At 55.2% G+C, this 26,951-nt stretch carries 28 protein-coding genes and 3 pseudogenes; 20 read left to right on the top strand and 11 right to left on the bottom strand.

The window, feature by feature from the left end; genetic code table 11:
* Positions 1-73: 73 nt before the first annotated feature.
* The 4 genes and pseudogenes from AC07OG_RS09580 (at position 74) to AC07OG_RS09595 (ending at position 2,148) form a co-directional block, all read left to right on the top strand.
* Positions 74-1,336 carry an OmpP1/FadL family transporter gene (locus AC07OG_RS09580; protein WP_495066868.1) on the top strand — a complete coding sequence of 421 codons (1,263 nt, stop codon included), beginning with the start codon at positions 74-76 and terminating at the stop codon, positions 1,334-1,336.
* A gap of 5 nt (positions 1,337-1,341) precedes the next feature.
* Positions 1,342-1,475, top strand: a pseudogene (locus AC07OG_RS09585) (DUF3313 domain-containing protein); the annotation flags it as partial.
* Positions 1,473-1,619 carry a hypothetical protein gene (locus AC07OG_RS09590; RefSeq protein ID WP_495066922.1) on the top strand — a complete coding sequence of 49 codons (147 nt, stop codon included), beginning with the start codon at positions 1,473-1,475 and terminating at the stop codon, positions 1,617-1,619. The pseudogene AC07OG_RS09585 and the gene AC07OG_RS09590, both read left to right, overlap by 3 nt.
* A 268-nt stretch (positions 1,620-1,887) precedes the next feature.
* Positions 1,888-2,148 (top strand): Arc family DNA-binding protein, encoded by a 261-nt coding sequence (locus AC07OG_RS09595; RefSeq protein ID WP_495066869.1) that lies wholly within the window; start codon positions 1,888-1,890, stop codon positions 2,146-2,148.
* A 1-nt stretch (position 2,149) separates the two neighbouring features.
* Here the strand turns inward: AC07OG_RS09595 and AC07OG_RS09600 are convergent, their stop codons facing one another.
* Positions 2,150-2,374: a phiTE_072 family protein gene (locus AC07OG_RS09600; RefSeq protein WP_495066870.1), complete on the bottom strand. Its 225-nt coding sequence runs from the start codon at positions 2,372-2,374 to the stop codon at positions 2,150-2,152.
* On the opposite strand from AC07OG_RS09600, the gene AC07OG_RS09605 reads away from it, so the two are divergent.
* Both AC07OG_RS09605 and AC07OG_RS09610 read left to right on the top strand, forming a co-directional pair.
* Positions 2,362-2,592: a DUF3955 domain-containing protein gene (locus AC07OG_RS09605; RefSeq protein ID WP_495066871.1), complete on the top strand. Its 231-nt coding sequence runs from the start codon at positions 2,362-2,364 to the stop codon at positions 2,590-2,592. The two genes, AC07OG_RS09600 and AC07OG_RS09605, sit on opposite strands and share 13 nt — an antisense overlap.
* 16 nt (positions 2,593-2,608) lie before the next feature.
* A complete protein-coding gene (locus AC07OG_RS09610) occupies positions 2,609-2,971 on the top strand; it encodes a YcgJ family protein (RefSeq protein ID WP_495066872.1) in 363 nt (120 codons plus the stop codon).
* A 677-nt stretch (positions 2,972-3,648) separates the two neighbouring features.
* Here AC07OG_RS09610 and AC07OG_RS09615 read toward each other — a convergent pair.
* Positions 3,649-4,686, bottom strand: a complete 1,038-nt coding sequence (locus AC07OG_RS09615; protein WP_495066873.1) for a LysR substrate-binding domain-containing protein — start codon at positions 4,684-4,686, stop codon at positions 3,649-3,651.
* Between the two features lie 70 nt (positions 4,687-4,756).
* Here AC07OG_RS09615 and AC07OG_RS09620 point away from each other — a divergent pair, with 70 nt between their 5' ends.
* From AC07OG_RS09620 to AC07OG_RS09660, 9 genes are all read left to right on the top strand, one after another.
* Positions 4,757-5,833 (top strand): ABC transporter substrate-binding protein, encoded by a 1,077-nt coding sequence (locus AC07OG_RS09620; protein ID WP_495066874.1) that lies wholly within the window; start codon positions 4,757-4,759, stop codon positions 5,831-5,833.
* Between the two features lie 69 nt (positions 5,834-5,902).
* Complete coding sequence (locus AC07OG_RS09625) at positions 5,903-6,976, top strand: ABC transporter ATP-binding protein (protein WP_495066875.1); 1,074 nt, start codon at positions 5,903-5,905, stop codon at positions 6,974-6,976.
* Positions 6,963-7,835: an ABC transporter permease gene (locus AC07OG_RS09630; RefSeq protein WP_495066876.1), complete on the top strand. Its 873-nt coding sequence runs from the start codon at positions 6,963-6,965 to the stop codon at positions 7,833-7,835. Before AC07OG_RS09625 ends, AC07OG_RS09630 begins: the two co-directional genes overlap by 14 nt.
* A gap of 6 nt (positions 7,836-7,841) precedes the next feature.
* A complete protein-coding gene (locus tag AC07OG_RS09635) occupies positions 7,842-8,639 on the top strand; it encodes an ABC transporter permease (protein WP_495066877.1) in 798 nt (265 codons plus the stop codon).
* Positions 8,636-9,778, top strand: coding sequence for an NAD(P)/FAD-dependent oxidoreductase (locus AC07OG_RS09640; protein WP_495066878.1), 1,143 nt, complete (start codon positions 8,636-8,638; stop codon positions 9,776-9,778). The genes AC07OG_RS09635 and AC07OG_RS09640 overlap by 4 nt, the downstream gene beginning before the upstream one ends.
* On the top strand, positions 9,768-10,121 hold the full coding sequence (locus AC07OG_RS09645; protein WP_495066879.1) for a (2Fe-2S)-binding protein: 354 nt from the start codon (positions 9,768-9,770) through the stop codon (positions 10,119-10,121). The genes AC07OG_RS09640 and AC07OG_RS09645 overlap by 11 nt, the downstream gene beginning before the upstream one ends.
* The gene (locus AC07OG_RS09650; RefSeq protein ID WP_495066880.1) at positions 10,118-11,494 is read left to right on the top strand and encodes an FAD-dependent oxidoreductase; all 1,377 of its coding nucleotides are present in this window, start codon (positions 10,118-10,120) and stop codon (positions 11,492-11,494) included. Before AC07OG_RS09645 ends, AC07OG_RS09650 begins: the two co-directional genes overlap by 4 nt.
* Complete coding sequence (locus AC07OG_RS09655) at positions 11,487-12,659, top strand: NAD(P)/FAD-dependent oxidoreductase (protein WP_495066881.1); 1,173 nt, start codon at positions 11,487-11,489, stop codon at positions 12,657-12,659. The genes AC07OG_RS09650 and AC07OG_RS09655 overlap by 8 nt, the downstream gene beginning before the upstream one ends.
* Positions 12,660-12,674: 15 nt before the next feature.
* On the top strand, positions 12,675-13,028 hold the full coding sequence (locus tag AC07OG_RS09660; RefSeq protein WP_495066882.1) for a RidA family protein: 354 nt from the start codon (positions 12,675-12,677) through the stop codon (positions 13,026-13,028).
* A gap of 576 nt (positions 13,029-13,604) precedes the next feature.
* Here AC07OG_RS09660 and AC07OG_RS09665 read toward each other — a convergent pair.
* From AC07OG_RS09665 to AC07OG_RS09690, 6 genes are all read right to left on the bottom strand, one after another.
* On the bottom strand, positions 13,605-13,859 hold the full coding sequence (locus AC07OG_RS09665; RefSeq protein WP_495066883.1) for a hypothetical protein: 255 nt from the start codon (positions 13,857-13,859) through the stop codon (positions 13,605-13,607).
* A gap of 251 nt (positions 13,860-14,110) precedes the next feature.
* Entirely contained in the window at positions 14,111-14,830 is a 720-nt protein-coding gene (locus AC07OG_RS09670) for an amino acid ABC transporter ATP-binding protein (RefSeq protein WP_495066920.1), read from the bottom strand.
* Between the two features lie 68 nt (positions 14,831-14,898).
* Complete coding sequence (locus AC07OG_RS09675; protein WP_495066884.1) at positions 14,899-15,861, bottom strand: agmatinase; 963 nt, start codon at positions 15,859-15,861, stop codon at positions 14,899-14,901.
* 25 nt (positions 15,862-15,886) lie between these two features.
* Complete coding sequence (locus AC07OG_RS09680; RefSeq protein WP_495066885.1) at positions 15,887-16,549, bottom strand: amino acid ABC transporter permease; 663 nt, start codon at positions 16,547-16,549, stop codon at positions 15,887-15,889.
* Positions 16,539-17,219, bottom strand: a complete 681-nt coding sequence (locus tag AC07OG_RS09685; protein WP_495066886.1) for an amino acid ABC transporter permease — start codon at positions 17,217-17,219, stop codon at positions 16,539-16,541. Before AC07OG_RS09685 ends, AC07OG_RS09680 begins: the two co-directional genes overlap by 11 nt.
* Before the next feature lie 15 nt (positions 17,220-17,234).
* Complete coding sequence (locus AC07OG_RS09690; RefSeq protein ID WP_495066887.1) at positions 17,235-18,086, bottom strand: transporter substrate-binding domain-containing protein; 852 nt, start codon at positions 18,084-18,086, stop codon at positions 17,235-17,237.
* Positions 18,087-18,215: 129 nt separating this feature from the next.
* Between AC07OG_RS09690 and AC07OG_RS09695 the strand changes: the two genes are divergently transcribed.
* The gene (locus AC07OG_RS09695; RefSeq protein ID WP_495066888.1) at positions 18,216-19,121 is read left to right on the top strand and encodes a LysR family transcriptional regulator; all 906 of its coding nucleotides are present in this window, start codon (positions 18,216-18,218) and stop codon (positions 19,119-19,121) included.
* Positions 19,122-19,362: 241 nt separating this feature from the next.
* On the opposite strand, the gene AC07OG_RS09700 is transcribed toward AC07OG_RS09695, so the two are convergent.
* The gene (locus tag AC07OG_RS09700) at positions 19,363-20,274 is read right to left on the bottom strand and encodes a LysR family transcriptional regulator (protein ID WP_495066889.1); all 912 of its coding nucleotides are present in this window, start codon (positions 20,272-20,274) and stop codon (positions 19,363-19,365) included.
* Positions 20,275-20,401: 127 nt separating this feature from the next.
* Between AC07OG_RS09700 and AC07OG_RS09705 the strand changes: the two genes are divergently transcribed.
* The 3 genes from AC07OG_RS09705 (at position 20,402) to AC07OG_RS09715 (ending at position 24,818) form a co-directional block, all read left to right on the top strand.
* Positions 20,402-21,709, top strand: a complete 1,308-nt coding sequence (locus AC07OG_RS09705; protein WP_495066890.1) for an MFS transporter — start codon at positions 20,402-20,404, stop codon at positions 21,707-21,709.
* A 26-nt stretch (positions 21,710-21,735) separates the two neighbouring features.
* Positions 21,736-23,241 (top strand): M81 family metallopeptidase, encoded by a 1,506-nt coding sequence (locus AC07OG_RS09710; RefSeq protein WP_495066891.1) that lies wholly within the window; start codon positions 21,736-21,738, stop codon positions 23,239-23,241.
* Between the two features lie 269 nt (positions 23,242-23,510).
* A complete protein-coding gene (locus tag AC07OG_RS09715; protein WP_495066892.1) occupies positions 23,511-24,818 on the top strand; it encodes an OprD family porin in 1,308 nt (435 codons plus the stop codon).
* A gap of 104 nt (positions 24,819-24,922) precedes the next feature.
* Here the strand turns inward: AC07OG_RS09715 and AC07OG_RS09720 are convergent.
* Both AC07OG_RS09720 and tnpB read right to left on the bottom strand, forming a co-directional pair.
* Positions 24,923-25,309: pseudogene (locus AC07OG_RS09720) on the bottom strand (IS21 family transposase); the annotation flags it as partial.
* A gap of 149 nt (positions 25,310-25,458) precedes the next feature.
* Entirely contained in the window at positions 25,459-25,818 is a 360-nt protein-coding gene (gene tnpB, locus AC07OG_RS09725; RefSeq protein WP_495066893.1) for an IS66 family insertion sequence element accessory protein TnpB, read from the bottom strand.
* Between the two features lie 770 nt (positions 25,819-26,588).
* On the opposite strand from tnpB, the pseudogene AC07OG_RS09730 reads away from it, so the two are divergent.
* Positions 26,589-26,900: pseudogene (locus AC07OG_RS09730) on the top strand (autoinducer binding domain-containing protein); the annotation flags it as partial.
* Positions 26,901-26,951 lie beyond the last annotated feature (51 nt).

The raw sequence follows: 26,951 nt of genomic DNA on the forward strand, positions 1-26,951 counted from the left end.
CCAGCGTAGTTCAGACTTTCATGATCTGAACTAATTTGAGTGTTCGAGGAAGCTTTCTTGTCGAGATAAGTCCATGCAGCTAAGAAAATCTGCGATTCCAGCTGTGCTTATTCTGTTCTGCCATCAGGTGCAGGCGGGCGGCATCATGCTCTACGAAATCGGCACCGATAATGCCGGCCTGGCCAACGCCGGTGCCGCTGCCCGGGCGCAGGGCCCCTCGACGATTGCCTCCAATCCGGCGGGCATGAGCTACCTGCCGGGCACGCAAATAACCGCGGGCTTGCAGGTGTTGTACGGCCACCTGAAATTCGATCGTAACGAGGATACCAACGTCGCGGGCAGCAGCAGTGGCAACGTCCTGGACCCAATTCCCGGTGCCGGTTTTTTCGTCAGCCATGAACTGGACGATCACTGGAGCGTCGGCTTCGGCCAGTACGCCGACTTCGGCCTGGCGGTCAATTACGACAACGAATGGTCTGGCCGCTACTTCTCCCAGAACGCCAGTCTGGGTGGAGTGTCTTTGGTACCGAGCGTTGCGTATCGCTTCAACGAGCAATGGTCGGTCGGCGTCGGTGTCAAGGCCATGTACGGCATGCTGCAAGCACAGACCGCCATCGACCGGGCGCCGTTCGGTTTCACCGATCGCAGTGACGGACAATTTAAGTACAAAGACCAGGATTGGGGCTTCGGTGCGAACGTGGGCGTGATCTATGCCCCGCAATCCGCAACCCGTATCGGCCTGACGTATACCAGCAAAGTCGATCTGGATTTCGAGGACAGCCTGGACATCAACGGTAATGGCCCGGCGCTGGATCGCCTGGATGGCGACAAGACCAAACTGGACATGACGGTACCGCAAACCGTCACCCTTAGCCTGTTTCAACAAATGGACAGGCAATGGGCTTTTCTGGCTTCGGTCAACTGGCAGGACTGGTCAGAGTTCGGCGAGATTGCCGCCCAGGTCGACACCACAGCGGGCAACGCCCGTTCGACCACCGTCGATGCCGACTTCAAGGACACCTGGCACCTCTCCCTTGGCGCGCAATACCAGGCCACGCCGCAACTGCTGTGGAACGTCGGCGTGGCTTACGACAGCAGCGCCGTGTCGGACGGCAATCGAACGTTCACCGTGCCCATGGACGAATCCTGGCGCATTGCGACAGGCGCCACCTATGCTCTGGACAAAGACACGGACGTCAACGTCAGTTGGGCCATGATCTGGATCGGTGACATGTCGGTGGACCAGACCAAATCCGTGTCTGGCAATCGAACTTCCGGTGAGTTTGACAATGCATGGATTCAAGCGCTGACCGGGAATATGACCTGGCGATTCTAATGCCCATCGAAGCCGAGTTCAGCGATGCGAAAACCAACCAAACCATCGCCAGGGTGGTACGCAAAGTCTTCGGCGCCAGCCTGGAAATGAAAACCAGAAAATTACTGCCCAAGACTTCAAGGCCGCAATCGATAAATTGAATATCGCACTGGCGGTCATCCATGTAGGTATCGAACACGTCGACGCAGACGTCGCTTTCCATGAAGGTGACTTTGGTTTTCACCTGGTGGCGCAGGCACCATTTCTGAAATTGTGCCTCGGTGATCTCGTCGTCGAACTCTGACAGGTAGTTAGGGGGGGACCACCAGCCATCGGTGTCGCGTTCGACCGGCAGCGGCTGGATCAAAACAGTTTCTTCAGGCATGACTTCGTCCTTGCCGCTATAGCGCCTGACTTTGACGGAGGAGGGGGTAAGGCTGTTTTGCTGTGAGGGAGGCTTTGGAGTTAAACCTTTCAGAGAGAACCCATCCTCCGCCTTCAGAAAATTCCTACAGCGTTCGGCGTAGCGATACTCATATGATATTTCTTCCTTGAAACAGCAAGAGAGCCACATGCCGAACAATCTTGAGGCTTTTATCGTCCACCTCCCAAGTGACCTTCATGCGAAAATCAAAGCCACTGCAAAGGCGGCCAGACGAAGCATGAACAATGAAATTGTAGGGAGGCTGGAGTGGTCTTTTGAGACGAGCCAGCTAAAGGATGCAGATGACAGCATCAAAATTCTTCTGCTGCAGCAAATCGAGCGGTTAGAGAATAAAATCAAAGCCTATGAGCAAGTCTGTAAAACTCGGGGCAGGGAGGCCTCGGCGTGATTCATGCCACCACCTGCTGCTGTTCCTGGCGCAGCGCTCGTTGCCCCGCGAAGATAATGAGTTCGAGGTAGTACCAGTCAGGGTTCGGCGCGGGCGCGTCGTTATCCAGGTGCCACCACTCGTCTCCGAACACCCGCTGCATCAACTCTCGATGCCCGCGCAAGCGCGTGTGGGCGCGCTGGCGATGGCTCAATGAGCCCTGACGGAGGAAGTATGAAGAGAACAAAAAAAAGCTATGGCCTATTCATTGCCTTTGCTGCGCTGCTTCTCGGCCTCGCCTGTTTCGGGCTGTTCGAGGTGCTTGGCAGCTCCATCGCCCCGGACGGACGCCTCCAGGAGCCTTTTGCGCTGCTGCCGTTGGGCTGGACGCTCATCACACTCGGCATAGTGGGATTGGGCGCCAGCCTGATCCGCCGTGGCTTGCGTAAATCTGAAACTCACTAAACGAGGTCTAACGAGTATGAGTAAATCATATCTTTCGTTTTCTCTGGCGCTGCTTCTGATCGTGGGCGTGATGCCGGCACACGCCAAGCAGCGGGCTACGATCCAATCGCCTGCGTCGGGCGTGCTCTGCGACCGCTACGTGTGTGCCAATGACAAAGGGATCTCCCGCGAGCTAACGGAAAAGTATCTAGGCAAGGAGGCTGCTGCGAACGAGGTGTTCACATCGAGTGACATTGATCTGACCGAGTTCACCTTTGCCAACGGGATTTTCTGCGACGTGAAGGAGCGGCTATGTCGTGAAGATCGGTACTACGGTGCAAACGGCCAGCGAACTGGAGCTGTCTCCAAAAAATACACCAATGCGCTGTTTGGCGAGTGAACAAAAGGAGGCGGCCCTGCTAAAGGCGGCAAGATTGGGCGAGTCTGGTTATCCTCGCCACCGACTTGCTCCGGCCGGGCAGATTAGCTCGGTCTTTGCGCGTCCTCCTGGCTTACCCAAAGGGCTGCTGCCCCTCTGGACTTGCCGCCCCTCGCCGGGGCAGGGCAGCGGGGGAAATGCCTCCCGCTGCCCTGCAAATGGGGTAATCGTAAAAGGCCGCGTCAATGGTTCGCTTCGCCGGCACCCTCACCCGGTCCCGCTTCGCGGTTTGCGGCTTGTGGTGTCGCCCTTGACCCTTTAAGTCTGCGCTGAAATTGTCTTGTTATTAATTCGTGCACGCTGTTTCGGAGACTTATCGTGTGAAGTCACGTAATACAATTTGCGAGGCTGAGCGGTAGCGCAGGCAGGAAGCGGTCGAGTATCCGCGGTGCCCGGTGCGCAAGCACCGGGCGGAGCAGGAAAGGGCAAAAGCCTGATTCTGCTCTTCATGTGTTGTAGAGCTCAGATGGGCTGGTTTAAAACATCGCCAGCATGTCTTTAGCCCCATCAACGATACAACGGAAAGCAGCTCAAACTGGCCGAACAACACGTCGTTACTCTGCCAAAGGTGAGAACGTCACCCGGATTAGTTAGAGCGAACAGGGCGTCAATGTCACCGCGAGGCTATTGCTGATTAGCTAAACGGCACCCACCGCGTCCCGAAAGTGAGCCTTCAGCATATCCACGAACTCTTTGGCCAGTTGCGTCTTCGTTGGTGTGGTCGGCCAGATCACGTAGGTAGGAATGAGAATGTCCGGTCTGAACGGTCGGATCACGATGTCACGATGCAGATAATCCTTGGCAACCAGGGGATGGGCGAGGGTGACGCCCATTCCAAGTGCGACCATTTCGCAGTTGATCGCGCTGTACTGTGCTTCGACTGCCATCACTCGCTCAACACCTGCCTGCTCGAACAGACTATCCACCTTTGAGCGTGTGCCATCGCCATGGCAGAGCGAGATGAACGCTTGCCCTTCGAGGTCTTCGAAGGTGATCTGCGCTCGTTCAGCCAACGCATGTGTGCGAGGCAACACGCAGACGGCTGCTATCTCGGCCAGCAATTCAATCTGATGACTGTTGATATCGCCGGGATGCACCACGATGCCAATGTCGCAGAACTGCGATTTTACCCATTGCTCCACCGTCGATGAGGAATTCACGTGCAGCGACACCGTGAGTTCCGGCCGTGTTTCGGTGAAGTGCTTGATCACGCTCGGAAGTACGCTCATGCCGGTCAAGGGCACGGCTGCTACGCGCAAACGTCCGGTGCCGAGGTTGCGGATGTTCTTCGCCGAATGCTTGAGGCTGTCGAGGCCGACGTAGGCGCGTTCCACTTCATGAAAAAACGCCTGCCCTTCCTGGGTCGGGATCAGCCGCACGCCCGCGCGTTTGAACAGGGTCAACCCGCTACTCAGCTCCAGCTGCGCAATCAACCGACTGACATTGGGCTGCGAGGTGTACAGCGCTTCGGCGGCCGCAGTCATGGAGCCCAATCGCATGACACTGCGGAATGCTTCTATCTGCCTGAGGTTCATGACGACCTTCCATATCAAATATGAATAACTGGCCCGGATATTGTGATTTGACCGCATGGATAGTGCATCGCAATACTTCAAATCAGCAACCCCATAGCGCACAGGAAGATGCGCCGTCCCGTGATGGATTCGCCGGGACATGCAGTGCGCTGCATGGCTTCGATTGACGCCGAAGCAATTGATGCATTATTCGATCTTTCGGAGGCTGTCTGTGAACAACAATAAAATGACCTTGGAAACACCGTCGCTTCGTCCACTGAACCGCATCGCCATGGCTGTCGCTGTCGCCCTCGTCGGATTGGGCAGTAGCGCCGCTTTCGCCCAGCCGACGCTGTATGTCGCCGGTGTCGGGGGGTCTACCGAGCAGATGTATAAGACCAAAGTCATCCCCGCGTTCGAGAAACAGCACAACGTTAAAGTGGTTTACGTCGCCGGCAACTCCACCGAAACCTTGGCCAAGCTCCAGGCGCAAAAGGGCCGTCAGCAAATCAACGTAGCGATGATGGACGACGGGCCGATGTACCAGGCGTTGCAACTTGGCCTGTGCGAAAAACTCAGCGATGCCCCCATTTACAAAGACCTCTATCCGCTGGCGCGACTCAGTCCGGAAGCGACCGGAGTAGGGATGGTCGCCACAGGCATTGGCTACAACGAAGAGGCATTCAAGAAGCGCGGTTGGGCACCACCGAATTCCTGGGAAAACCTCACCGATCCGCGCTACAAGCAATTGCTGGGCATGCCACCAGTAACTAACACTTACGGTTTGCACACGCTGGTAGAAATGGCCCGTTTGCGAGGCGGTGGCGAAAAGAATATTGACCCGGGTTTCAAGGCGCTCAAAGACGAAATTGGGCCCAACGTCCTGGCCTGGGTATCGGCACCGGGTGAGATGGACGGCATGATGCAGAATGGCGACGTGGTCATGGCGGTTTACGGCAGCGGTCGCGCGGTGGCATTACAAGGCACCGGTTTTCCGCTCAAGTTCATCTACCCGAAAGAAGGCGCCATCGCCTTGCAGGTCGCCGCCTGTAGCATCACGCCCAATGCGCAGTCGGAGCTTTCGCAGCAATTCATTCAGTATGTGCTGTCGCCTGAAGTGCAGACGATTCAGGCCCAGGCAAACGGCTTCGCGCCGGTGAACCAGACCGTCCAACTCACGCCGGATATCGCCGCACGCCTGCCCTATGGCTCGGAGAAGGTCAACGCATTGATCAAAGTCGATTGGGACACGATCAACCAACAGCGCAGCGAGTGGACAACGCGCTGGAATCGCACGGTCGAACGCTAGCCGGTCAATGATTGCGATCCTCCCCGACATCATTCTGGAGACGCAGGCCTGCGCCTGCGTGGCAAGCCAATGGCATTTCTCAAACTTGTAGGCATCGTCAAGACATATGGCGGTTTCAGGGCCATCGACGGTTTGAACCTGGAAGTCCGCCACGGCGAATTCATCGCCTTGCTCGGACCTTCCGGATGCGGTAAGACCACCACCTTGCAGTCCATTGCCGGTTTCGTCCAGCCAACAGAAGGGCGCATCGTCCTTGATGGGCGCGACATCACCCATATTCGTCCCGAGCAGCGAGGGCTGGGTATCGTTTTTCAAAGCTACGCGCTTTTTCCGCACATGACCGTGGCGCAGAACATCAGTTTTGGCCTGGAAATGCGTGGCGTACCCAAGGGCGAACGCAGCAAGCGGATCGCTGAAGCCCTCGACCTGGTGCGCCTGAGTGGCCTTGGTGAACGCTATCCCAAAGCACTGTCCGGTGGGCAACGGCAACGGGTCGCTATTGCCCGGGCCTTGGCGATTCGACCGAACCTGTTGCTGCTCGACGAGCCCATGTCCAACCTCGATGCCAAACTGCGCGAAGAGATGCACATCGAGTTGCGGGCGATTCAGCGCGACCTGGGCATTACCACGATTCTGGTGACCCACGATCAGGTCGAGGCCATGACCATGAGCGACCGTATCGCAGTGATGCAAAAAGGTCGAATCGTGCAGATCGACACGCCGTACGAAGCGTACGAACGCCCCCACTCACCGTTCGCCTCAGCGTTCCTGGGCAAGACCAACGCTTTCGCCGGCGCGGTGCAAACCCGCAACGCTCGGTGTTGCCATGTGCAGGTCAAGGACACGATGTTGAATGTGCCCCACGAAGATCGTTCGCTGGGCAACGACGTCAACGTCTATATCCGTCCGGAAAAAATCCGTCTGACGGAGGCGGGCAAGGGGCGTTTGAACGGACGCATCCGTTTGCGCGTGTTTCTCGGCAACCTGTGGTTGATCGCAGTGGAAAGCAGCTTTGGTGTGGTGCACATGACCCAACCCAACCTAGGCATGCCACCGCCCGATGAAAACAGTGAAGTCGGGTTGGACTGGTCCGATGACGACCTGCGCCTGCTGGATCGGGAGGTAACCCATGGCAAGGTATGATGCCGAACACGTCGGCACGACGCCGTGGTTACTGAGCGCCCCGGCATTACTGGTGTTCATCGCGCTGTTGCTGGTGCCGCTGCTGTTGACTGCGGTGTTGTCGCTAAACCTGTTCAGCGACACTGAAGGTGTGCTGCCGGTGTACAGCCTCGGTAACTACCTGGAGGTTTTCAAGGACGGCTATTTCCACGAAATCTTCCTGCGCACTGGCGGCATGGCGCTGGCGGTCACGCTCCTCTGTGTGCTGCTGGGCGTTCCGGAAACCATCATTATTGCGCGTATGGCTTCGCGCTGGCGTTCGTTGTTTCTGCTGGTGGTATTGGGGCCGCTGCTGATCTCGGTGGTGGTGCGCACCCTCGGCTGGGCAATCCTGCTGGGCAACAACGGCCTGATCAACGATGCCTTGCAGGCGCTGGGAATTACCGAGCAGCCAGTGAGGATGTTGTTCACCCAGCTCGGTGTGATCATCGTCCTGACCCATGTGCTGGTGCCGTTCATGGTGATTGCCGTGTGGGCCACGTTGCAGCGCTTGGATCTGCAGGTGGAATGGGCCGGGCTGTCTCTCGGCGCATCGCGTCAGACGGTGTTTCGCCGAATCATCTTGCCACAGATCATGCCCGGCATTCTCTCCGGCTCGATCATTGTGTTCGCCCTGGCGGCGTCAGCGTTCGCGACCCCCGCGATCATCGGTGGTCGACGCCTGAAAGTGGTGGCGACGGCGGCCTACGACGAATTCCTCGGCACCCTCAACTGGCCCCTCGGCGCCGCCATCGCGATGCTCCTGCTGGTTGCCAACCTGATCATCATCCTGGGTTGCAGCAAGCTTGCCGAGCGTCGCTTCAAGCAAGTCTTCGAGTAACCCACCATGCACAAGAATGGATTTTTCTCGCTGCTGTTCCATCTCTTATTCGTCCTTTTTATCGTTGCGCCGCTGGTGGTGGTGATGGCGATGGCGTTTACCGACAAGGGTTATCTGTCGTTGCCGACTGACGGCTTGTCTTTGCGCTGGTTCCAGGCGTTGCTGGAGAACCAGGAAATGCTCGATGCGTTCTTACTGTCACTGAAGCTGGGCCTGGTTTCGGCTACCGTCGCCGCATTATTGGCCGTTCCGGCGGCACTCGCGATCAGCCGTTACGAGTTTCCGGGCCGCGGCGCCTTGACCGGCTTCCTGCTGTCGCCGCTGATGATTCCATCCGTGGTCCTGGGCATTGCCTTTCTGCGGTTTTTCTCCGTGGCGCAGATTGGCGGATCTTTCTGGGCCCTGAGCATTACCCATGTAATCGTGGTGCTGCCCTATGCATTGCGCCTGACGCTGGCCTCGACCATTGGCCTGGAACGCGACATCGAACAGGCAGCCCTGTCGCTCGGCGCACCGCGTTGGGTTGCATTTTACCGGGTGGTCCTGCCGCGGATTCGCACCGGCGTCATCGGTGGCTGGATGCTGGCGTTCATCCAGAGTTTCGACGAACTGACCATGACCGTATTCGTTGCCACGCCCGGTACGACCACTTTGCCGGTGGCCATGTACAACCATATATCCCAGACCATCGATCCACTGATCACCGCCGTCTCCACGGTGCTGATTGTCGGCACCCTGTTGTTGATGCTGGTGCTGGATCGCCTGGTCGGGCTGGATCGGGTACTGATCGGAGAAGGCAAATGAGCCAGGACAGACACAAGGTCGTCCAGTCGGACGTGATCGTGGTCGGCGGCGGGCTGGTAGGGGCTGCGGTGGCCTATGGCTTGGCACGCGGTGGTGTCGATACTGTGATCCTCGATCAGGGCGACAACGCATTTCGTGCCTCGCGGGGCAATTTCGGTCTGGTCTGGGTCCAGGGCAAAGGCCATGACCTACCGGATTATGCGCGCTGGACCCGGTCTTCGGCGAGTCGCTGGCCGGCGTTCGCGCAAGCGATGATGGCCGATAGCGGGGTTGATGTTCAACTCAAGCAACCCGGCGGTTTTCATATGTGCTTTAGCGACAAAGAGTTGCTGGAGCGCCAGGCGCGACTGCAGACCTTGCAGGATACGCTGGGCGATTACCCGTTCGAGATGCTGGACGCTGCCGACCTGAAAGCGCGTTTGCCACTGATCGGACCAGCAGTGATCGGCGCCAGTTACACGGCGCAGGACGGTCACGTTAATCCATTGAAACTTTTGCGGGCTCTGCATACTTCGGCGCAGGCCAAGGGGGCGCAACTGCGTAGCAGCGTGGAGGTCGATCGCATCGATTGCGCCCCCGGAGAGTTTCGGGTCAAAGCAGGGCAGCGTTGCTTCGTCGCGCCTCGAATCGTCCTGGCCGCCGGGCTGGGCAATCCGGCACTGGCGCAGCAGGTGGGCCTGTATGCACCGGTGGCGCCCAATCGTGGACAGGTGTTGATTAGCGAGCGGGTCCGACCCTTTCTCGATTACCCGACCATCAATGTCCGCCAGACCGACGAAGGCACTGTGCAGCTCGGCGACTCTATGGAGGAGGTGGGCTTGGATGACGGCACCTCCACTGAAGTGCTGGCCGCCATCGCCAAGCGTGGTGTTGCGACCTTTCCCTTGCTGCGTGATGTGCGGCTGGTCCGGGCCTGGGGCGCATTGCGGGTGCTGAGCCCGGACGGGTTGCCAATCTACCAGCAATCCAGCAAGTACCCGGGTGCCTTTGTGGTCACCTGCCACAGCGGTGTAACCCTGGCGGCCGCCCATGCCCAGCGCATCACGCCGTGGGTCATGGGCGGGCCACGACCTGATGAGCTGAAGGTGTTTTCCGGTGATCGTTTTCTAACTGACAAGGTGTTTTCACATGCGCACTGATCCACTGTTTCAACCGGTCGTCAGTGAGGCCAGGGCGACGCGGAGTGTGAGTCTGACCTTCAACGATCAACCGCTCACCGTGCCCGCTGGCATCAGTGTCGCCGCCGCCTTGCTGATGTCCGGCATCAGCCGCTTTCGCGCCACCCCGGTCAGTGAATCTCCCCGCGCGCCGTACTGCATGATGGGCGTTTGCTTCGAGTGCCTGGTGGATATCGATGGCGTGCCCAACCGCCAAAGCTGTTTGATTGAAGTGGCTGACAACATGCGCATTCGTTCCCAGGAAGGGGCGCGGGATTTGATCTGTCAACCAATGAACGTCCGGACCGTGGAAGTGCAGTCATGAATCATGAAAGCGTCGATGTGGTGGTGATAGGTGCGGGCGCGGCGGGCATGGCGGCAGCGACGCGGATGGCCGGACTGGGCTTGCAGGTGGTGTTGCTGGATGAGCAGGGCAGTCCCGGCGGACAGATTTATCGAGGCATCACCCTGGCGCCGCTGTCCCGACGGGATCTGCTGGGACCGGATTACGCTCACGGTAATCAACTGGCCCAGGCCCTGACCTCCTCAAGCGTGCGCTATGAAAAAGGCGCATCGGTGTGGCAGGTGACCCGGGATCATCAGGTCAGCTACCTGCGCGAAGGTCATCTTTATACCCTGGATGCCAAAGCCGTGTTGCTGGCGACGGGTGCCATGGAGCGGCCGTTTCCGATTGTGGGCTGGACCTTGCCCGGAGTAATGAGCGCCGGCGCTGCACAGATTCTGCTGAAAAGCTCTGGCTTGGCTCCGAGCGAGCCGCTGGTGTTGGCCGGCTGCGGCCCACTGCTGTATTTGCTCGGCTGGCAGTATCTGCGAGCCGGCGTAACGATCAAGGCCTTGGTCGACACCACGCGGCCCGAAGACTACTGGCGTGCTCGCCGTCACCTGTTGACCGCTCTGCGCGCCTGGCCCTATTTGCGCAAGGGGCTGGAATTGATGCGCAGCCTTCGCAGTGCCGGAATTGCTCAATTCACGGGCGCCGAGCAACTGGCGGTCGAAGGCGAGGAGGAGGCCCAGGCACTGACATTCAGCGTGTCCGGCAAGGCGCACCGCATCGCTACTCGCTGCGTGCTGCTGCATCAGGGCGTGGTGCCGAATATCCAGTTCAGTCAGGCGTTGCGCGCGCGGCATGTATGGGATCTGGATCAGCTGTGTTTCAGACCGGTCACTGATCCGTGGGGTGAATTGGATGTGCCGGGTGTATACATCGCCGGCGACGGCGCCGGTATCGGTGGCGCCCAGGCAGCGGCAGTGCAGGGACAACTGGCGGCTTTGGGGATCGCCGCTCGACTCATGACCATCGGCACCGCAGAACGTGATGAGCAGGCGCGACCGTTGCGCGTGCAACTGGAGTCGAACCTGCGGATTCGACCGTTTCTCGACGCGCTTTATCAGCCAAAAGAACAAAACCGTATTCCGGCCGACGAGGTGATGGTCTGCCGCTGTGAAGAAGTGACGGCGGGTGAGTTGCGCAGCTTTGTCGCTCTGGGGTGTGCGGGCCCGAATCAGGCCAAGTCATTCGGTCGTTGTGGCATGGGACCATGCCAGGGACGTATGTGCGGCCTGACAGTGACCGAAGTCATCGCCAAGGCCCGCGGGGTTTCGGCGGACGAAGTGGGTTATTACCGCATTCGTCCCCCCATCAAGCCCATCACCCTGGGAGAGCTGGCCGGTGAATGAACCTCGCAAACGTCAGGCTGACGTGCTGGTGATCGGCGGTGGCATTCATGGCTTGAGTACGGCGTTATACCTAGCGCAAGCCGGGGTCAAGGTGATCGTTCTGGAAGCCGAGTATTGCGGACGCCATGCCTCCGGTGTCAATGCCGGCGGCGTGCGCACCCTGGGCCGCCATCTTGCGGAAATTCCGTTGGCGCTGGCGTCGCGGGACCTGTGGCACTCGCTCAAAAACACCTTGGGCGACGATGGTGGATTTGTGCCCAGCGGTCAACTCAAGCTGGCGGAGACCCTGGCCGAATTGGAGGAGTGTCGGCGACGGGTCGAGCAGCTTCAAGCGTCGGGTTTCGATCATGAAGTGTTGGTCGATCAGCACCAGGTGTTCGACATTCTCCCGACCGTGGCGCGGCATGTGACGGGCGGAATTTGGGTCAAGGACGATGGTTATGCGGTGCCTTACAAAACCGTTACCGCGTTTCGCCTGGCCGCTGAACATTCAGGCGTGCAGATTCATGAGAACACGCCGGCGCAGCAGATCGATCAGACAGGTACCCAGTGGCGCGTCAGTACTCCCACAGGCAGTTTCAGCGCCGAACACCTGGTGGTGACAGCGGGCGCCTGGGCCGGTGGACTGGCGATGCAGATTGGCGAGCCGGTGCCCGTGCACCCTGAAGGCCTGATGCTGATGGTCACCCATCGCGTCGCATCTTTCTGTGCGCCAGTGCTGGGTGCCACAGGCAGAGCGCTGTCGTTCAAGCAGTTTGCCAATGGTACGGTGGTGATCGGTGGCAAGTTGATCGGATCGCTGGATTTTCTAGCACGCCATGGTGAAGTCAACATGGAGCTTCTAGGCCGCAGCGCGCGCACAGTCACCGACTTGTTTCCCCATTTGAAACACTTGGGCGTCAACCGTGTCTGGGCCGGTGTTGAGGCCTTTACCGCAGATGATCTGCCGGTGATAGGTGCCAGTCGCAAAGTCAGTAACCTGAGTTATTCATTCGGTTTTTGTGGTAGCGGCTTCCAGATGGGCCCCGGCACCGGTAAGCGTTTAGCCCAGCTCATTCTTGGCGAACATTCGGATATTTCACTAGAGCCGTTCGCCATCGACCGTTTCAACTCGCCCCCCAGAGAGTCGGCAGCATCGTTTCAATCCGCTACACCCACCCCGTAACAGTGAGGAGTTCACATGCTGGAAATTACACGCATCGAGACCAATCAGCGCATGAGTCGTGTCGTTCAATGCAACGGCTTTACTTTTCTCGGCGGACAGACGGCGACTGACCGCACCCAGGACATAAAGGGCCAGACTGCTCAAGTGCTGGCCAAGATCGACCATTTCCTGGCCCTGGCGGGCCTCGACAAAAGCCGTATCCTCACCGCGCAGGTCTGGCTGTCGGACATCCAGGCCGACTTCGCTGGCATGAACGAGGTATGGGACGCCTGGGCGCCAGAAGGCCATGCGCCAGCACGTGCCACCGTCCAATCGCGTCTGGCCGCGCCGGATCTGTTGGTGGAAATTACTGTGGTCGCAGCGGGCTAAGGTCAGTCGCTAAGGATCATTCAGCCGAGGGCGGCCTGTAGTGTTCCCACGTGTCGTATCCGGGATATCCAAGGAGGCTGTGGAATGCGGCACGCCGGGAACCATCCATTTTCTATCTGACGCTATTTCGATTCGAGATGGCGGAGTTGCGTACATGTAATTTTCAAGGGTCTCTAGAAAAAGCGCTGCGCTTTGTGACAAAGGGCGAGAGTCCTCGGCTATTGCGCTGATGGTGTTATGGAACACGGGGCTGCCCGGTAACTCGTGAAAGTCAAGGCGCGGAGCGATGAGTTCGACATAATGCTCCGGTAGCAGGCTTGATCTCCTGCAAGAAATGCAGAGCGAAGGGGGAGAAGAGGTCATGTGGTCCTGTTTCATGCTCCAAGAGCCATTTGTACTTTCTCTGGGTGGGTACCGCGTTTTCCGCTCCAGATCCAAATTGTTCAATTCAGCTTTCAGCAACTCTCCAATCCAGCACCGCGCGCCCAGGTTGATCCAGGGCGCAAGCTGCGTTTCCATCTGAAGCGGCCGAATGCCATCGTCAATTTGGCCCGTGGAGAGGGCGTCGTACGGCGGTCATTTGCTGAAGGCGGCTATGCAGATTGCGCTGAGGAGAGCTTTCTCTCGATTTGCTCGGACCGGCGCCGCCTTCCGCCAAGTGAGATGCTTAAGCACATGTAGCGGCTCGATCGTGTCCAGTGGTGCTGGCGGATCATCGAAAAACGCAATCAGGTTCTTCATTTCCCGTTTGTTGTCGAATTGGGTGGCTTTTCCTTTGGAAGGGACGATATCCACCATGTACTTTTCGGCGACGTAGCGGAAGGTGATCACTTTTGCGACCAGGTCGGCCGCAGACCGACTTTTTCAACAGAATCGGCCAATAGCTGCCCTTGCAACAGACTTCCATCTGAAGTGGATATCCGCATTAAGGTTGTTTAACTGACTGTCGTAGATCTTGTACACGATGCGAAGCAGAGCTTATACGAAATGCGTCAGTCAGCAGATTAATCCCTGATCAAAACCTGCTGACTGAGCTTTAATTGACTGATTTCGTGTTCAGCGCTCTGAATACATTGCAGGACTTAGTGCCCCAGTATTTTCGATAGAAAGAGCTTTGCCCGCTCTGACGATGCCCCGTTGAAGAACGCCTCAGACGACGTATCATCAATGATGACCCCTTCCTCCATGAAAACCACCCGGTCTGCCACACGCCGAGCAAAACCCATTTCATGAGTGACTACCATCATTGTCATGCCGTCCTTCGCCAGCGACACCATCACGTCCAGTACCTCGTTGATCATCTCAGGGTCCAGCGCCGAGGTGGGTTCATCAAAGAGCATGATGACTGGATCCATCGATAATGCCCGGGCGATAGCAACACGCTGCTGCTGACCACCAGAGAGCTGTGCCGGATACTTGTGGGCATGTGCGCTGAGGCCGACACGTTCAAGCAATGCCAGACCTTTGGCTTTTGCATCGGTTGTCGCACGATTGAGCACCTTCGTTTGTGGCAACGTCAGGTTCTCGATGATGGACATATGGGGGAACAGCTCGAAATGCTGAAACACCATGCCGACTTGCTGGCGCAACCTTGGCAGATCCGTTTTTGCACTGCCGATCGACTGCCCATTCACCAGGATTTCGCCTTCCTGAAAAGACTCAAGTCCGTTGACCGTCTTGATCAATGTCGACTTGCCTGAACCTGAAGGCCCGCACACCACTACAATTTCGCCTTTACTCACGTGCGTCGAGCAGTCTTTGAGGACTTGCAAATTTCCGTACCATTTATTGATCCCGCGCATTCTGATGCAGTGGGGCTGAACATCTGCAGCGAAGCGGGAAACCGATGCCACAGCGGCTTTAGTCTGAATCATTTGTCGAAATACCCCGCGCGAATAGAGGCGCCGATCAGATTGACAATCAAGCGTCCCGCGGTCACGCAGGTGAGGTTGCTTGCGTTGTCTTTGCCTGGCTGGATCTCAACGATATCCATACCCACCACCCGTCCCTTTTTCACCAAACCGTGGATGAGTTTGCGTGCCTGCAAAAAAGTCACGCCACCTGGGGCCGGACCATCTACCGCGGGCATGATGGTCGGGTCGAGACCGTCGGCATCAATGGTCAAGTAGTAGTTCCCACCATCGGGAATTCGCGAAAGTACTGCGTCCATGCCGATCTCATGCAGTTCATAGGCACTGATTAACTCCGCACCGTACTCGCGCGCGACCTCGAGATCTTCGGGGCGTGCGCTGCCTTGAGCACGCAGTCCAATCTGGAAGATACGGCCAACATGGGCCATTTCGGAGGCTCGACGTATTGGGCTGGACAACCCCTCCTTGATCCCGTTCACGTCATCGCGCCAGTCAAGGTGCGCATCGATGTGGATAATGGTGATCGGGTCAAGACTGTCGTAGGCCCGTAAAACCGGCGTAGTAATTCCGTGGTCACCGCCAAGGATGACGGGTAGCGCTCCGGCTTTGAGCAGCTGGCGTACGGCTTGCTCGGCACGCTCATAGTGCTCACCCGGTATGGCGACATCCGGCAACACATCACCACAGTCGATGAATCGGATATCGCTACGGCCTTGCAGCAACGGGCCATCGATATCGAAATCATAATGCCGTGGATCACGCACCATACGGTCAGTGAGCTGCCGTATTGCAAGTGGTGCATTGGTCTGGTCGTTGGTATATGAGCGCGGGCTGTAAGGCGAACCAAAAGGCATGCCAAGCACCGCAATATCCGCCTGTTGAAGGTTGTCCAGATCGGTCATCAGCTCTGAATAAAGCAGGGTCTGATGGCTGGTACGTGGGGCGACGGTCAGGTTCTTCATAAAAACTCCTAAATGATGGGATTTTCTAGCGATGCCGCCAGTGTCTTTCACGGGCTTCCAGTGCTTGGCCAAGCGCATCGAGGACAATGCTTGACAGCCAATAAAGCAATGCAGCGGTGCCTAACACTTCTAGATAGGCGAAGGTGTCAGCGGTCATCAGGTTGCTCTGATAGGTCAGCTCAGGAAGACTGGTTACCGAGAAAATCGCGGTGTCCTTGAACATCATGATGATCAGGCTGGTAGTAGGCGGGATCAGGTAGCCGAAGCTTTGCGGTACGACCACGTAGCGCTGAACCTGCCAGACGGAAAACCCCAGCGACCGCGCTGCGCGCGCCTGGCCGGCAGGCACGCTCTTCAAGGCTGCACGCAGAATTTCACTGAAATACCCGGCCGTGTAGAACGCAGTGGCACCAATGGCGATCGCAAACGAAGAGGCTTGCACTCCCAGCTGTGGCAGACCGAAAAACAGCAGGTACACCACGATCAGGAATGGAATATTTCGGACAAGTTCGACATAACAACGAGCAAACAGCCTTGGCAACCAATGCTGGGCATCGGCCATGTAAGCGAACAGAGCACCGATCAACATCCCCAGCGGAATACCTATGGCACTGACCGTCGCGGTGATTTTCAGCCCCTGCAGCAATGCGGGGATTGCGTGACCGATCACTTCAATATCAATGGGCATTTGGCATTACCTTGGCAATGCGGCGCTCGATGAGTCGCGAGATCGACGAAGCGCACAGCAGAATAAGGAAGTAAACGATCGCTGTTGCGCTGAACACTTGCAGCGGCAGATCGCTTTGCAGCGTCGCGTTACGAGCCACGGTAGCCAGTTCACTGACGGCAATGACCGACAGCAGCGATGAGGCTTTGAGCAGTACGGTGTACTCGTTGGTCAGCGGAGGAACAGAACGATGGAACATCTGCGGCAACAGCACGTAACGCCACTTCTGATGAGCGCGCATCCCCAGTGCCTGGGCTGCAGCCACCTGACCTCCAGGAATCGAAGTCAAAGCTCCCCGCAAGATTTCACTGATGTAAGCCGCCGTGTTCAACGACAGGGCCAGGATCCCCGCTTCCAGTGGTGTCAGTGAAATACCGATCAGGCTCGGCAAAACGAAATACGCGATCAGCAACTGAATCAATAGCGGTGTGCCGCGGATGGCACTGACGTAGACCATTACTGCGAATCGGAAAATCGGGCCTGCTGCGACTCTCAGGAGAAGTAAGAGGACGCCGAACCCCAGCCCGATGAGAAAAGCCAGGCTACTTGCGATAAATGTTGTAGCCGCTCCTTGAAGCAATCCATCGAAAAAGGGTCCCAGCGCGGTGTGTGCACTCAACCAGCTCATCATTACCAGACCCTCCTGTTAGAGGGCCGCTTCAGGCAGATACCCTGAAGTCGGTAATGTCATTGTTTCGCCGAACCATTTTTTCTGCAGCTCGGCCAACTTGCCCGTAGCACGCATCTCATCAAGCGTTTCGTTGATAAAGGTGCGTACTTCAGGATTTTTAGCGTTGACTACCCAGGCCAGCAGCTTGGCATCGCCGACTTCGCCAACCGACTTATAGGTGTCCGGCTGACGACGCATTTGCACCGCCAATACGTTGCTGGGTAGAACACCGACATCGATCGAACCATTGGCAATCGCCAAGCCGACATCGGGATAGCCCTGGAATAGCTTGAGGTCAGCGTAACCCTGTCCTTTGCCGGCCTTAAGTTCTCGCTCGTATTCCTGCAGTGCTTGTTGGGCTGAAGAACCCATCTGGGTCCCCACCACTTTGCCTGCTACATCCTCGGGCTTGCTGATGATGGTGTTGTCCGCCTTGACGACGAATAATGAGCGGACGACACCAATGGGCTGACTGAACGCGAACCGTTTGGCACGCTCCGGTGTGATCCCGACGGAAGTGGCCACGAAATCAAATTTGTTGCTCATCAATCCGGGAAGCAAACCGTTGAACGGTAAGTTCAACTGCTCCAGTTCGACGCCGAGTTTGGCGGCCATCAGCTCCAGAATATCGTGGCCGTAACCCACTACCTTGCCGTTTTCAACGAACTCATAAGGTTCGTAAGCGGCTTCGGTGCCCACTGTCAGCTTGCCGCGCTGCTTGATGTCGGCAAGCGTACCTGCCTGGGCTAATGCGAAGCTTGATGTGCAGATAACCAGCGAGGTCAGGAGCACGGTTTTGACGATGCTTCGGCGACTGAGTGTTGTCATGATGCGGTCCCCCCATTTTCGTGGAGTGTTGTATTTGTGAAGGTTGCTGGAACCAAATTAATCAGTGCGAAAGCGCATGTAAAATCACTTTATTGGCAATATGGTCTTGGAATCTGATACCTTTTCCCCATGAACCGATTCGACCTTACCGAGCGTGACTTACGTTCTCTGCGTATTTTCTGCGCTGCCGCTGAAGCGGGTGGATTTGCTGCGGCTGAACGCCGGCTGAATATGACCAAAGCCTCCATCAGTAGGCATATCAAGGAGGTAGAGGAACGCCTGGGTGTTCGTCTGTGCGAGCGAGGTCCGGCCGGTTTCAAGCTGAGCGCGGCAGGGAGGGTGGCGCTGGAGTTGACGACTAATGCACTCAACTCTCTTGAACGAATCAAGCCTGAAATTGATGCGGTACGTGCTGTGATATCCGGCACTGTTTCGATTGGTACTGTCGAGCATATGCTCGCTGATCCGAATTGCCGACTGGCGCAAGCACTTAAAGAACTGAGACGAAGGGCACCTAATGTTCAGGCAGAAGTGGCTGTGATGACCTTTGGCAATTTGAACCAGGCTCTGCGCGAGCGCCGGGTGCAGGTGGCTATTCGTGGGATGTACAGAAAAGAACGAGCCTTTCATTACCAAAAGCTGTTCGTCGAAGACCATCGCGTATATGTAGCGAATCAAGCGCCGCGCGAGCGTCAGCTCCGACCTCAACTGGTTTATCGACCGCATCCCTTCGTCGAAGAAACGCTGGCTGCACATGGTTTTGAACGAGGCCCCGAAGCAGCGGGATTGGAAGCGATCGCGATGCTCGTTGAAGGCGGTGGTTATGCGGGGCTACTACCGGAGCACTATGTCGAACTCATTGCCCCGCGCTTCGACTTTCGCGAGTTACCGGAAAGCCCCGTGTTCCATAACACCATCTGCGCAATAACCGAGGCTTCTCGCCCTCTGTCACGAAGCGCAGAGCTTTTTCTAGAGATCCTTGAAGAATTGCATGCAAGCGACGCCTCCATTTCGAATCGCAATAGCGCCAGATAGAAAACGAATGGTTCCGGCACAATGAATCCTCCCAAATTTCGTAGATACCCGGGCGAGTCCTGGCTTATCAAAAGACGTAGACGCCGAGTTGACTCGGGTGCTGAAACAAGACTGCCTCCCAACTAGATAAAAAATCGAGCACAGGCAACGATTCGCGAAGACTCAGGCTGGGTCAGTGGCATCTCGGCATCTCGGCAACTGGCTCAACTCGGCGTCGGAGCCAACAATCTATCTTTGGTTGTTATTGATTGAATATAAATATCCGCTCTTTAATCCACTTTATCAGCTCTTCTGCAGCAACAGACTGGGGCTTGCTTTTTTTTACTAGAAGACGAGCATGTATATTTTGAAATAGTGGATGATCGATTGATCGAGTCACCAGATCGCCACTGATCATATCGTTAAAGGCGGAGAATTCGCTCATCATCGTTACCGCTTCTCCGCTCATCACATAACGTCGGAGGGCGGTAAGAGAGTTCGTTACCATGGCCGGTCGAATGGATAGATTTTCTGTATGTGTAACGAGCTGAATAATCTGTCCTAACCCGTATTGAAGCGGCATTACAGCCAACGGGTAACGCATTATCTCTTCGAATTTCAGCGGTTCACTGAGATGCGTAAGCGGATGATCTGATCGCATGAGCAACCGAACAGGTTGCAGTGATGATGCTCGGTAGGCGACTTCAGGGTGCGCAGGTGGATTGTACGCGAGGCCGATATGGGCGGCGCTCTGAACTACTTCCTCCAGAACGCTCTTAACCGGAAGCACATCTAGACTGATACGAATACTAGGATAGGTGGCAGTAAAATCCCTCAAAACATTGTCGATCAGCAAGTCGATGAACCCCTCGCTGGTAACGATACGGACTTCACCCTCCCTTAAGCCCTTCAATCCTCGCAAGCGGTCTTCAAGATGTTCTTGTTGTGCCTGGCAGCCGCGCCAGAACTCCAGGAGAAGGTGGGCTGCTTCAGTAGGAACCACGCCACGTGCTTGCCTTTCAAACAATACGGTTTCTACTTCCTCTTCCAGTAGTTGGATTTGCCGGGTGATGACTGAAGGTGCCGTGTTCAGGTTTTCTGCTGCCCCGCGAATGGAGCCACTGGACAGCACCTCATAGAAATACCGCATTCGGCGTTGATTCAGATCTCTCACAGAAAATCCTCCCCTTGCATGAGCGTTGCCCCCAGAGCAACGATACCATCAAAAAGTTGCTGTTGCTCGCCTTGCCATTCCGCCTGAATATCAATCACACAATAAAAACGCCCAAAGCGGAGGCAGTATGCAAAGGTGCATTAATCCATCAAGCGAGCTATCGACCATCTATCGAAAAATAGACTGGCGGTTATTACCCTTTTTGCTCCTGTGTTACGTGGTGGCGTACCTGGATAGGGTAAATGTGGGATTTGCCAAGCTTCAGATGCAAAGCGATCTAAGTTTATCCGACGCTGCTTATGGACTGGGTGCCGGAATATTTTTTGTAGGCTATGCCCTGTTCGAAACACCTAGCAATTTGCTCTTGCCGAAGATCGGAGCGCGCAAGACGCTCAGCCGGGTGATGATTTTGTGGGGTATTACATCTGCATGCATGGTGTTCGTAGAAAGCGAGAGATCATTTTACGTGCTGCGTTTTCTCCTCGGCGTCTTTGAGGCGGGTTTCGCTCCCGGAATGATTTTTTACCTTACCTATTGGTACGGGCGTGAGCGGTTAGGCAGGGTGATGGCGATCGTTATGCTTGCCGGGCCACTGGGCGGCATATTTGGGGCACCTTTGTCCGCGTGGATCATGACCACCTTCGCAGGTTTCCACGGCCTGGCCGGATGGCAATGGATGTTTTTTCTTGAGGCATTACCGGCTGTAGCGTTAGGTATCATAGCGCTGAAAGTTCTTAGCGATAAACCCTCGGTCGCGCCTTGGTTGAGTGCGCGTGAAAAACAAGTGCTGAATGCGCATATCGGTGAAGGGCAGGGAGCCCACCATTCATTTGTTCAAGTATTAAAAGACCCGCGTGTGTATCTAATGGCGGCCGGTTACTTCTGCTTGATCTGCGGAATTTACACAATGAGCTTTTGGCTGCCGTCCATTCTGAAGGACGCAGGCGTTCAAGGCGTCATGCAGATCGGCTTTTACTCAGCGATTCCATACATAGGTGCGATGCTGGGGATGTTGATATTTGGTCGCACCTCAGATCGTTTCTATGAGCGGCGTTGGCACACCGCGATACCGGCATTGATGGCGGCGATTTGCTTGACTGGGTCAGTGATTTATAAGTCCGACTTTTTTATAGCGCTAACTTTTTTAACTCTAGCTACGACCATGATGTGGGTTGCTTATACGGTGTTCTGGGCAATTCCTTCGCAATATCTCAAAGGTGACACTGCGGCGGGTGGCATCGCAGTTATTAACACCATTGGATTGACGGGCGGGTTTCTCAGTCCCACGTTGATCGGTTATGCCAAGTCCGTCACTGGTAATTCTGATTCAGGTCTTCTGGTCATGGCCGCAATTCTAGTAGCAGGTTCTTTGATACTCGCCGCCAACAGACCCCAACGTGCTCAGCAAAAAGTTTGCACTACACAGCCTGTCTAAAAATTTCCACAAGGCGTTTAATAACCATGAAATATCGAATTCTGATCGCTGGTTTTCAGCATGAAACAAATACGTTTGCGCCCTCCAAAGCTGAATATGAAAACTTTGTCAGGGGTGAAGGTTTTCCTCAAATGGTAAGAGGCGCTGAAATGTTGGAACTTCGGAATGTTAATATTCCGGCAGGCGGGTTTCTGATTGAAGCCGAGCGCTTGGGCTATGAAGTAGTCCCGGTGATCTGGGCTGGAGCCAGTCCATCCGCACATGTCACTCAAGAGACCTACGACCGCATTACCGATGAAATCATAAATGCCGCTGCAAACGAAGCAATCGACGGTATATATCTAGACCTGCATGGGGCGATGGTTGCCGATCATACGGACGACGGTGAAGGAACGCTTCTGGCTCGGCTACGAGATGTGGTCGGACAAGATATGCCGATAGTCGTATCTTTGGATTTACACGCTAATGTGACTGAGTTGATGCTCAACCACGCAGACGCAATGATTGCATTTCGTACTTATCCCCACGTGGATATGGCTGATACTGGCGCACGCGCTGCCAAATTACTTGATTTGCGGCTCCGGTCGGGAAAACTGCATTGCGAAAGCTTGCGACTCCCTTTCCTGATCCCGATAAACGGGATGTGCACGCTCATGGAGCCAGCACGAAGCCTTTACGATCAGTTAGCACACCTTGAGTCCGCAGGCCTTTCATTGTCATTTACTCCAGGCTTTCCAGCCGCTGATTTTGAGGAGTGTGGGCCAGTTATCTGGGGTTACGGAACAGATAGACAAGATATCAAAAATGCCGTCTCCGCCCTCTATAAAAAAGTAGTGCGGGAGGAGGATCAGTGGGAAGTGCCTTTCCTCCTCCCGGATGAAGCAGTGCTCCGAGCAATGACATTAGCAGAAACCGCCCAGCGTCCAATCGTCATTGCCGATACTCAAGACAACCCGGGAGCAGGCGGGGATTCGAACACGACAGGAATGCTTAAAGCACTCATTAAACACGGTGCTACTAATGCCGCCGTAGGATTGCTTTGTGACCCGGCAGCCGTTCAGTCCTCCATTGCAGCCGGGGTAGGCGGTTTCATTGATATAGCGCTGGGGGGGCAGTCGGGTGCACCGGGCGACAGTCCCCTGCAGGGGCGCTTTGAAGTAATGCATTTATCCGATGGCCGCTGTCGTTTTGCAGGGCCCATGATGAATGGCATGGAGGTTGATGTCGGGCCTGTTGCATGCTTGAAAATCGGGGGTGTGAAGATTGCTGTCAGCTCTGGTAAATGTCAGATGCTGGATAGGAATTTATATCGGATGGCAGGTATAGAACCCGAGCAAATGAGTGTACTGGTTAACAAGAGCTCTGTTCATTTTCGCGCTGATTTCGCGCCGATTGCCGACCACGTACTCGTTGCCAAGGCACCTGGGCCCATGACAGCGGATCCTGCGGATATTCCATGGAAAAGGCTTCGCGAGGGAATCCGGCTAAAACCCAACGGGCCTTCATTCCACAGCCCTGCCTGCCGCGCTTAAAGACCGGCATCCGACTTTAGGTATTGAACGACATTTGCGTTAAATGGCGGAAGGGGACGTTCGCCTCGATAAAAAATACTTCCTGATTTATTGGGAGCCAGAAAGCGGATTATGCCAGTAGATAAGATGGAAGGCATTCCATTGTGCTTATTGAGTTGATGCGTTCGCGTTAGCGAGTGCTGCGTGGGATTCGTGTGTGTTGCGTTGGTTTGACAGATTTCCTTGTTGCTTCTGTTACTTAAAAAATATAAAAAATCGGAGCGTTATAAATGAGCGTAAAGAAAATATCTGTAACTTTGGTATTTGGTAGCATTGCCCTGAGTAATCAGGCGTTTGCTGACTTCCTAAGTGATAGCAAAGCTACCTTGGGAATGAGGAACTTCTACTTCAATAACGACAACCGTGATGGCACCGCTGCTCCTTCGAAAACCGAAGAGTGGGCTCAGGGTTTCATGCTGGACGTCAAGTCGGGATATACCGATGGTACCGTCGGTTTTGGTGTCGATGCCTTGGGGTTGCTGGGCGTTACCTTGGACACGGGGAAAGGACGACACGTCGGCAGCACCATGATTCCTTCAAAGGGTGACAATCGTGCCGTCGATGAGTGGAGTCGGTTGGGGCTGACCGGAAAAGTCAAAATATCCAATACTGAACTGCGCTACGGCACTCTGATTCCGAAGCTTCCGATTCTGGTCGCCAACGATGGACGGGTGCTTCAACAAACCTTCGACGGCGGCCAAATCACTTCGAGCGAGTTCAAGGATCTGACCCTGACGGGTGGGCGAATTGAACATGCAACAGGTCGCGGTTCAACTGATCAGACGGGGCTGGCCGCTCTGGGCGGTGTGCGTGAAAGCAACCAGTTCGATTTCGCCGGCGGCGACTGGAAAGTCACCAAGGATCTGACGGCTCAGTACTACTATGCCAATCTAGACAACTACTATACCCAGCAGTTTTTCGGACTGATTCACACGCTTGCGTTCTCGGACAACCAATCCCTGAAAACCGACCTGCGCTACTTTAAAACTGACTCGTCAGGTGCCAACAGCTCCGGAACCACTGGTTACAGAATCAGTGGCTACACCGAAAACGGCGATGGCGAGATCGATAACCGCACCTGGAGTGCTGCACTGATTTACACCGTAGATGGGCACGCTGTTACGGCGGGGTATCAAAGCGTTTCAGATGGCAGCAATTTTACACAACTCAATCAGGGTGGCCTTGTAGACAAGGGTGCCGGTGGGTCGAGCGTCTACTTATATACCGATCGCTTTATCCAAAGCTTCACCCGTGCAGGTGAGAATACAGCTTTCGGTCAGTATGCCTACGACTTCGCCGCTCTGGGCGTTCCTGGCCTGAAAGCATCGGTCATGTACCTTTCCGGCAACAATATCAAGACAGCATCCGGTAGTGATCAGAAAGAATGGGAAAGAGACATTACTCTGGACTACGTCCTTCAGTCGGGTGTGCTCAAAGGTGTTGGCTTCGGCTGGCGTAACGGTAAATCCAACAGCGAAGCTGCCCGTGATCAAGATCAGAACCGGGTGATTGTGAGCTACAGCATTCCGCTTCTTTGAGGCACCCCAGATTTCGTAGACACCTCCATGCCTCAACGGAGGCCTGCTAAGGCAAAGCGGAACAGTCCGTTTTTGGCCGATTGCTGCACTTGCGTGCTCACTCTCCAGTCGGACTGAAAGGCCTCGCCGAGTGCGAACGTCAACGGTACAAAGGCCCCTAAGGATTTGCCTTGCTCACCGCGCCACGAACGTATGAAGGCGGTGAGTTGGCTGTAGCCGCCGTCGTAACCCTCGGCCTTGATATGCTTGAAGAGCGCTTTGACGCTCCTGCGATTGTGCTTTGCCCGAAACGAATCGGCCTTGAGCGCTTGCTCCAGCGTCTGGTGAAACGGACTGAGTTTGTTGGAGGCTGCGCACCGCAGGTACGCCGGTTGAGTGGCTTCGGGTGCTCTGACCCATTTTCGGATGGTGTTTCTCGGCAGCCCGGTACGCTTGGCTATCTGATGCAGCGACAGCTTGTCGCGAAAATACATGCGCCGAATTTTGCCCATCATTTCCATGCTGATCACCCTGTATTCTCCGGCTCAAAAATTGAGCAGCAGCAGTTGAACACATGGGTCAGTTTTCGGACGGCAGAACAGCCTTTACTGGGTCAGTTTTCGGTCAGCGGCAACAAAATTCATGCCGGGGACTATACCCGTCAGGCGACGAATCTTGGCGTTAAAACCTTATGAGGAAGATTGCGCCAGAGATCAAAGCCATCGAGTAAGCAGTTTAATTCCTGGACAGTTAGCACGATCGCCTTGTCGATCTCATCAGGGGAAGGTTTGAAGAGCTCAGTCTCCAGGCGCTTGAGCCAAAGGCAAAAGCCGTTGCGCACCCAGTACAACACTTTGACGCGGTTGCGGTGGCGATTTAGAAAGACGAAAAGCACGGGGTCGAATACTGCAACTTTGATGTCCAGTTCGACCAATGCGGCCAGGCCGTCGATTGACTTTCGAAAATCTACAGGCTTCGGGTAGAGGTACACTTTTGCGACGCTGGCATTTGGACGCGTCATGGTGATGGGCTTCTGATGGAAATCGGGAGCACAGCATCAGCCGTCAACTATCCGCTTGGAATGTGGAGGCTATGGAGCGGATAGGATCAGTCAATGCTTGTCGAAATTATTGTTAGTGCTGATACATTCCATCCCCTCGATTCCACCTACGGTGTTTGCTCCGCAAGATACATGTCACAACATAACCAGTTTTACGGGCATGGGATGTCGGTGCCGTCATACCCGCGAGGCCAGCCAGCTCCGCATGCCGGCCAACTTGCTGATTTTGCAGGTCCAAAATTGAATTGCAATAGAGCGCCGTATTTTGACGAGTTGTAAAATTTGGTACCTATGAAGGAAGTTTGAATTTGGCTTCGCTGCAATGCTAATTATCTAGAAGCGTTGTCTTGGGAGTTGAGTGGAAGTATGAATTTTATTTAATTTGTCTGTCCGGTAGATCCTATGGTATTTCTGGATCTAAGCGTGCGAAGCTATATTATTATTTCGATTTATTAATTTCCTGTCAGCTTTAACGTCTAGTTGATGTTTGCTTAGGTAGCGGTAGGGGGATTAGAGCTTGTTAACAAACATTTTTCTGGTGTGCTTTTAAAATAAGCACCTAAACCCTACCCACTAGGGCGGAGGGAAGCGGTACGACTGGGGGGAACAATCAACTCATCGCGTGGGCGATGTCGGCGTGGGCGAAAGTTTCTGAGACTACTGATTTGGAGGAGATAAGGCGCTGTTCAGTAATTCTAGCAGAACAGTTGGTTTTTTAATATTTTGCCTACGGTTTCTGTAGTAGTGTTCCGTTCATGCGGCCAGAGGTTGAAATGTATACTAATTATCCTTTGGAGTGGGTAAGGAGATATCAGGCACAGAACTATGCGCTTAGTGATCCTGCAGTGCTACATAACAAAAAAAATATAGAAGCGGTTGTATGGTCCAAAGATATTTTTCATGAGTCAATGGATTTGTGGAGTGGGACCCAGGAATTCAATTTAAAAATAGGTGTAGCGCAACCTTCTTTTAATAATACAGGCGGTGTTGGGCTTTTGAGTTTGGCTAGGCCTTGCGGAAATATAAAGATGGCTGGATTTTAAAAAAACAAGCTCTATATAAAGATGTTTCCGAGTTGGCAGGGGCGTGTATTC

This window comes from Pseudomonas sp. GW821-FHT09H03 (assembly GCF_059415945.1).

Excerpts from the sequence above, each read along its gene's own strand:
- AC07OG_RS09685 (WP_495066886.1), bottom strand. The coding sequence starts at position 17,219 with ATGATGAGCTGGTTGAGTGCACACACCGCGCTGGGACCCTTTTTCGAT.
- AC07OG_RS09605 (WP_495066871.1), top strand. The coding sequence starts at position 2,362 with ATGAAGAGAACAAAAAAAAGCTATGGCCTATTCATTGCCTTTGCTGCG.
- AC07OG_RS09625 (WP_495066875.1), top strand. The coding sequence starts at position 5,903 with ATGGCATTTCTCAAACTTGTAGGCATCGTCAAGACATATGGCGGTTTC.
- AC07OG_RS09640 (WP_495066878.1), top strand. The coding sequence starts at position 8,636 with ATGAGCCAGGACAGACACAAGGTCGTCCAGTCGGACGTGATCGTGGTC.
- AC07OG_RS09715 (WP_495066892.1), top strand. The coding sequence starts at position 23,511 with ATGAGCGTAAAGAAAATATCTGTAACTTTGGTATTTGGTAGCATTGCC.
- AC07OG_RS09615 (WP_495066873.1), bottom strand. The coding sequence starts at position 4,686 with ATGTCCCGGCGAATCCATCACGGGACGGCGCATCTTCCTGTGCGCTAT.
- AC07OG_RS09670 (WP_495066920.1), bottom strand. The coding sequence starts at position 14,830 with ATGCGCGGGATCAATAAATGGTACGGAAATTTGCAAGTCCTCAAAGAC.
- AC07OG_RS09680 (WP_495066885.1), bottom strand. The coding sequence starts at position 16,549 with ATGCCCATTGATATTGAAGTGATCGGTCACGCAATCCCCGCATTGCTG.
- AC07OG_RS09580 (WP_495066868.1), top strand. The coding sequence starts at position 74 with ATGCAGCTAAGAAAATCTGCGATTCCAGCTGTGCTTATTCTGTTCTGC.
- AC07OG_RS09695 (WP_495066888.1), top strand. The coding sequence starts at position 18,216 with ATGAACCGATTCGACCTTACCGAGCGTGACTTACGTTCTCTGCGTATT.
- AC07OG_RS09650 (WP_495066880.1), top strand. The coding sequence starts at position 10,118 with ATGAATCATGAAAGCGTCGATGTGGTGGTGATAGGTGCGGGCGCGGCG.
- tnpB (WP_495066893.1), bottom strand. The coding sequence starts at position 25,818 with ATGACGCGTCCAAATGCCAGCGTCGCAAAAGTGTACCTCTACCCGAAG.
- AC07OG_RS09635 (WP_495066877.1), top strand. The coding sequence starts at position 7,842 with ATGCACAAGAATGGATTTTTCTCGCTGCTGTTCCATCTCTTATTCGTC.
- AC07OG_RS09645 (WP_495066879.1), top strand. The coding sequence starts at position 9,768 with ATGCGCACTGATCCACTGTTTCAACCGGTCGTCAGTGAGGCCAGGGCG.
- AC07OG_RS09690 (WP_495066887.1), bottom strand. The coding sequence starts at position 18,086 with ATGACAACACTCAGTCGCCGAAGCATCGTCAAAACCGTGCTCCTGACC.
- AC07OG_RS09705 (WP_495066890.1), top strand. The coding sequence starts at position 20,402 with ATGCAAAGGTGCATTAATCCATCAAGCGAGCTATCGACCATCTATCGA.
- AC07OG_RS09675 (WP_495066884.1), bottom strand. The coding sequence starts at position 15,861 with ATGAAGAACCTGACCGTCGCCCCACGTACCAGCCATCAGACCCTGCTT.
- AC07OG_RS09610 (WP_495066872.1), top strand. The coding sequence starts at position 2,609 with ATGAGTAAATCATATCTTTCGTTTTCTCTGGCGCTGCTTCTGATCGTG.
- AC07OG_RS09630 (WP_495066876.1), top strand. The coding sequence starts at position 6,963 with ATGGCAAGGTATGATGCCGAACACGTCGGCACGACGCCGTGGTTACTG.
- AC07OG_RS09595 (WP_495066869.1), top strand. The coding sequence starts at position 1,888 with ATGCCGAACAATCTTGAGGCTTTTATCGTCCACCTCCCAAGTGACCTT.
- AC07OG_RS09660 (WP_495066882.1), top strand. The coding sequence starts at position 12,675 with ATGCTGGAAATTACACGCATCGAGACCAATCAGCGCATGAGTCGTGTC.
- AC07OG_RS09710 (WP_495066891.1), top strand. The coding sequence starts at position 21,736 with ATGAAATATCGAATTCTGATCGCTGGTTTTCAGCATGAAACAAATACG.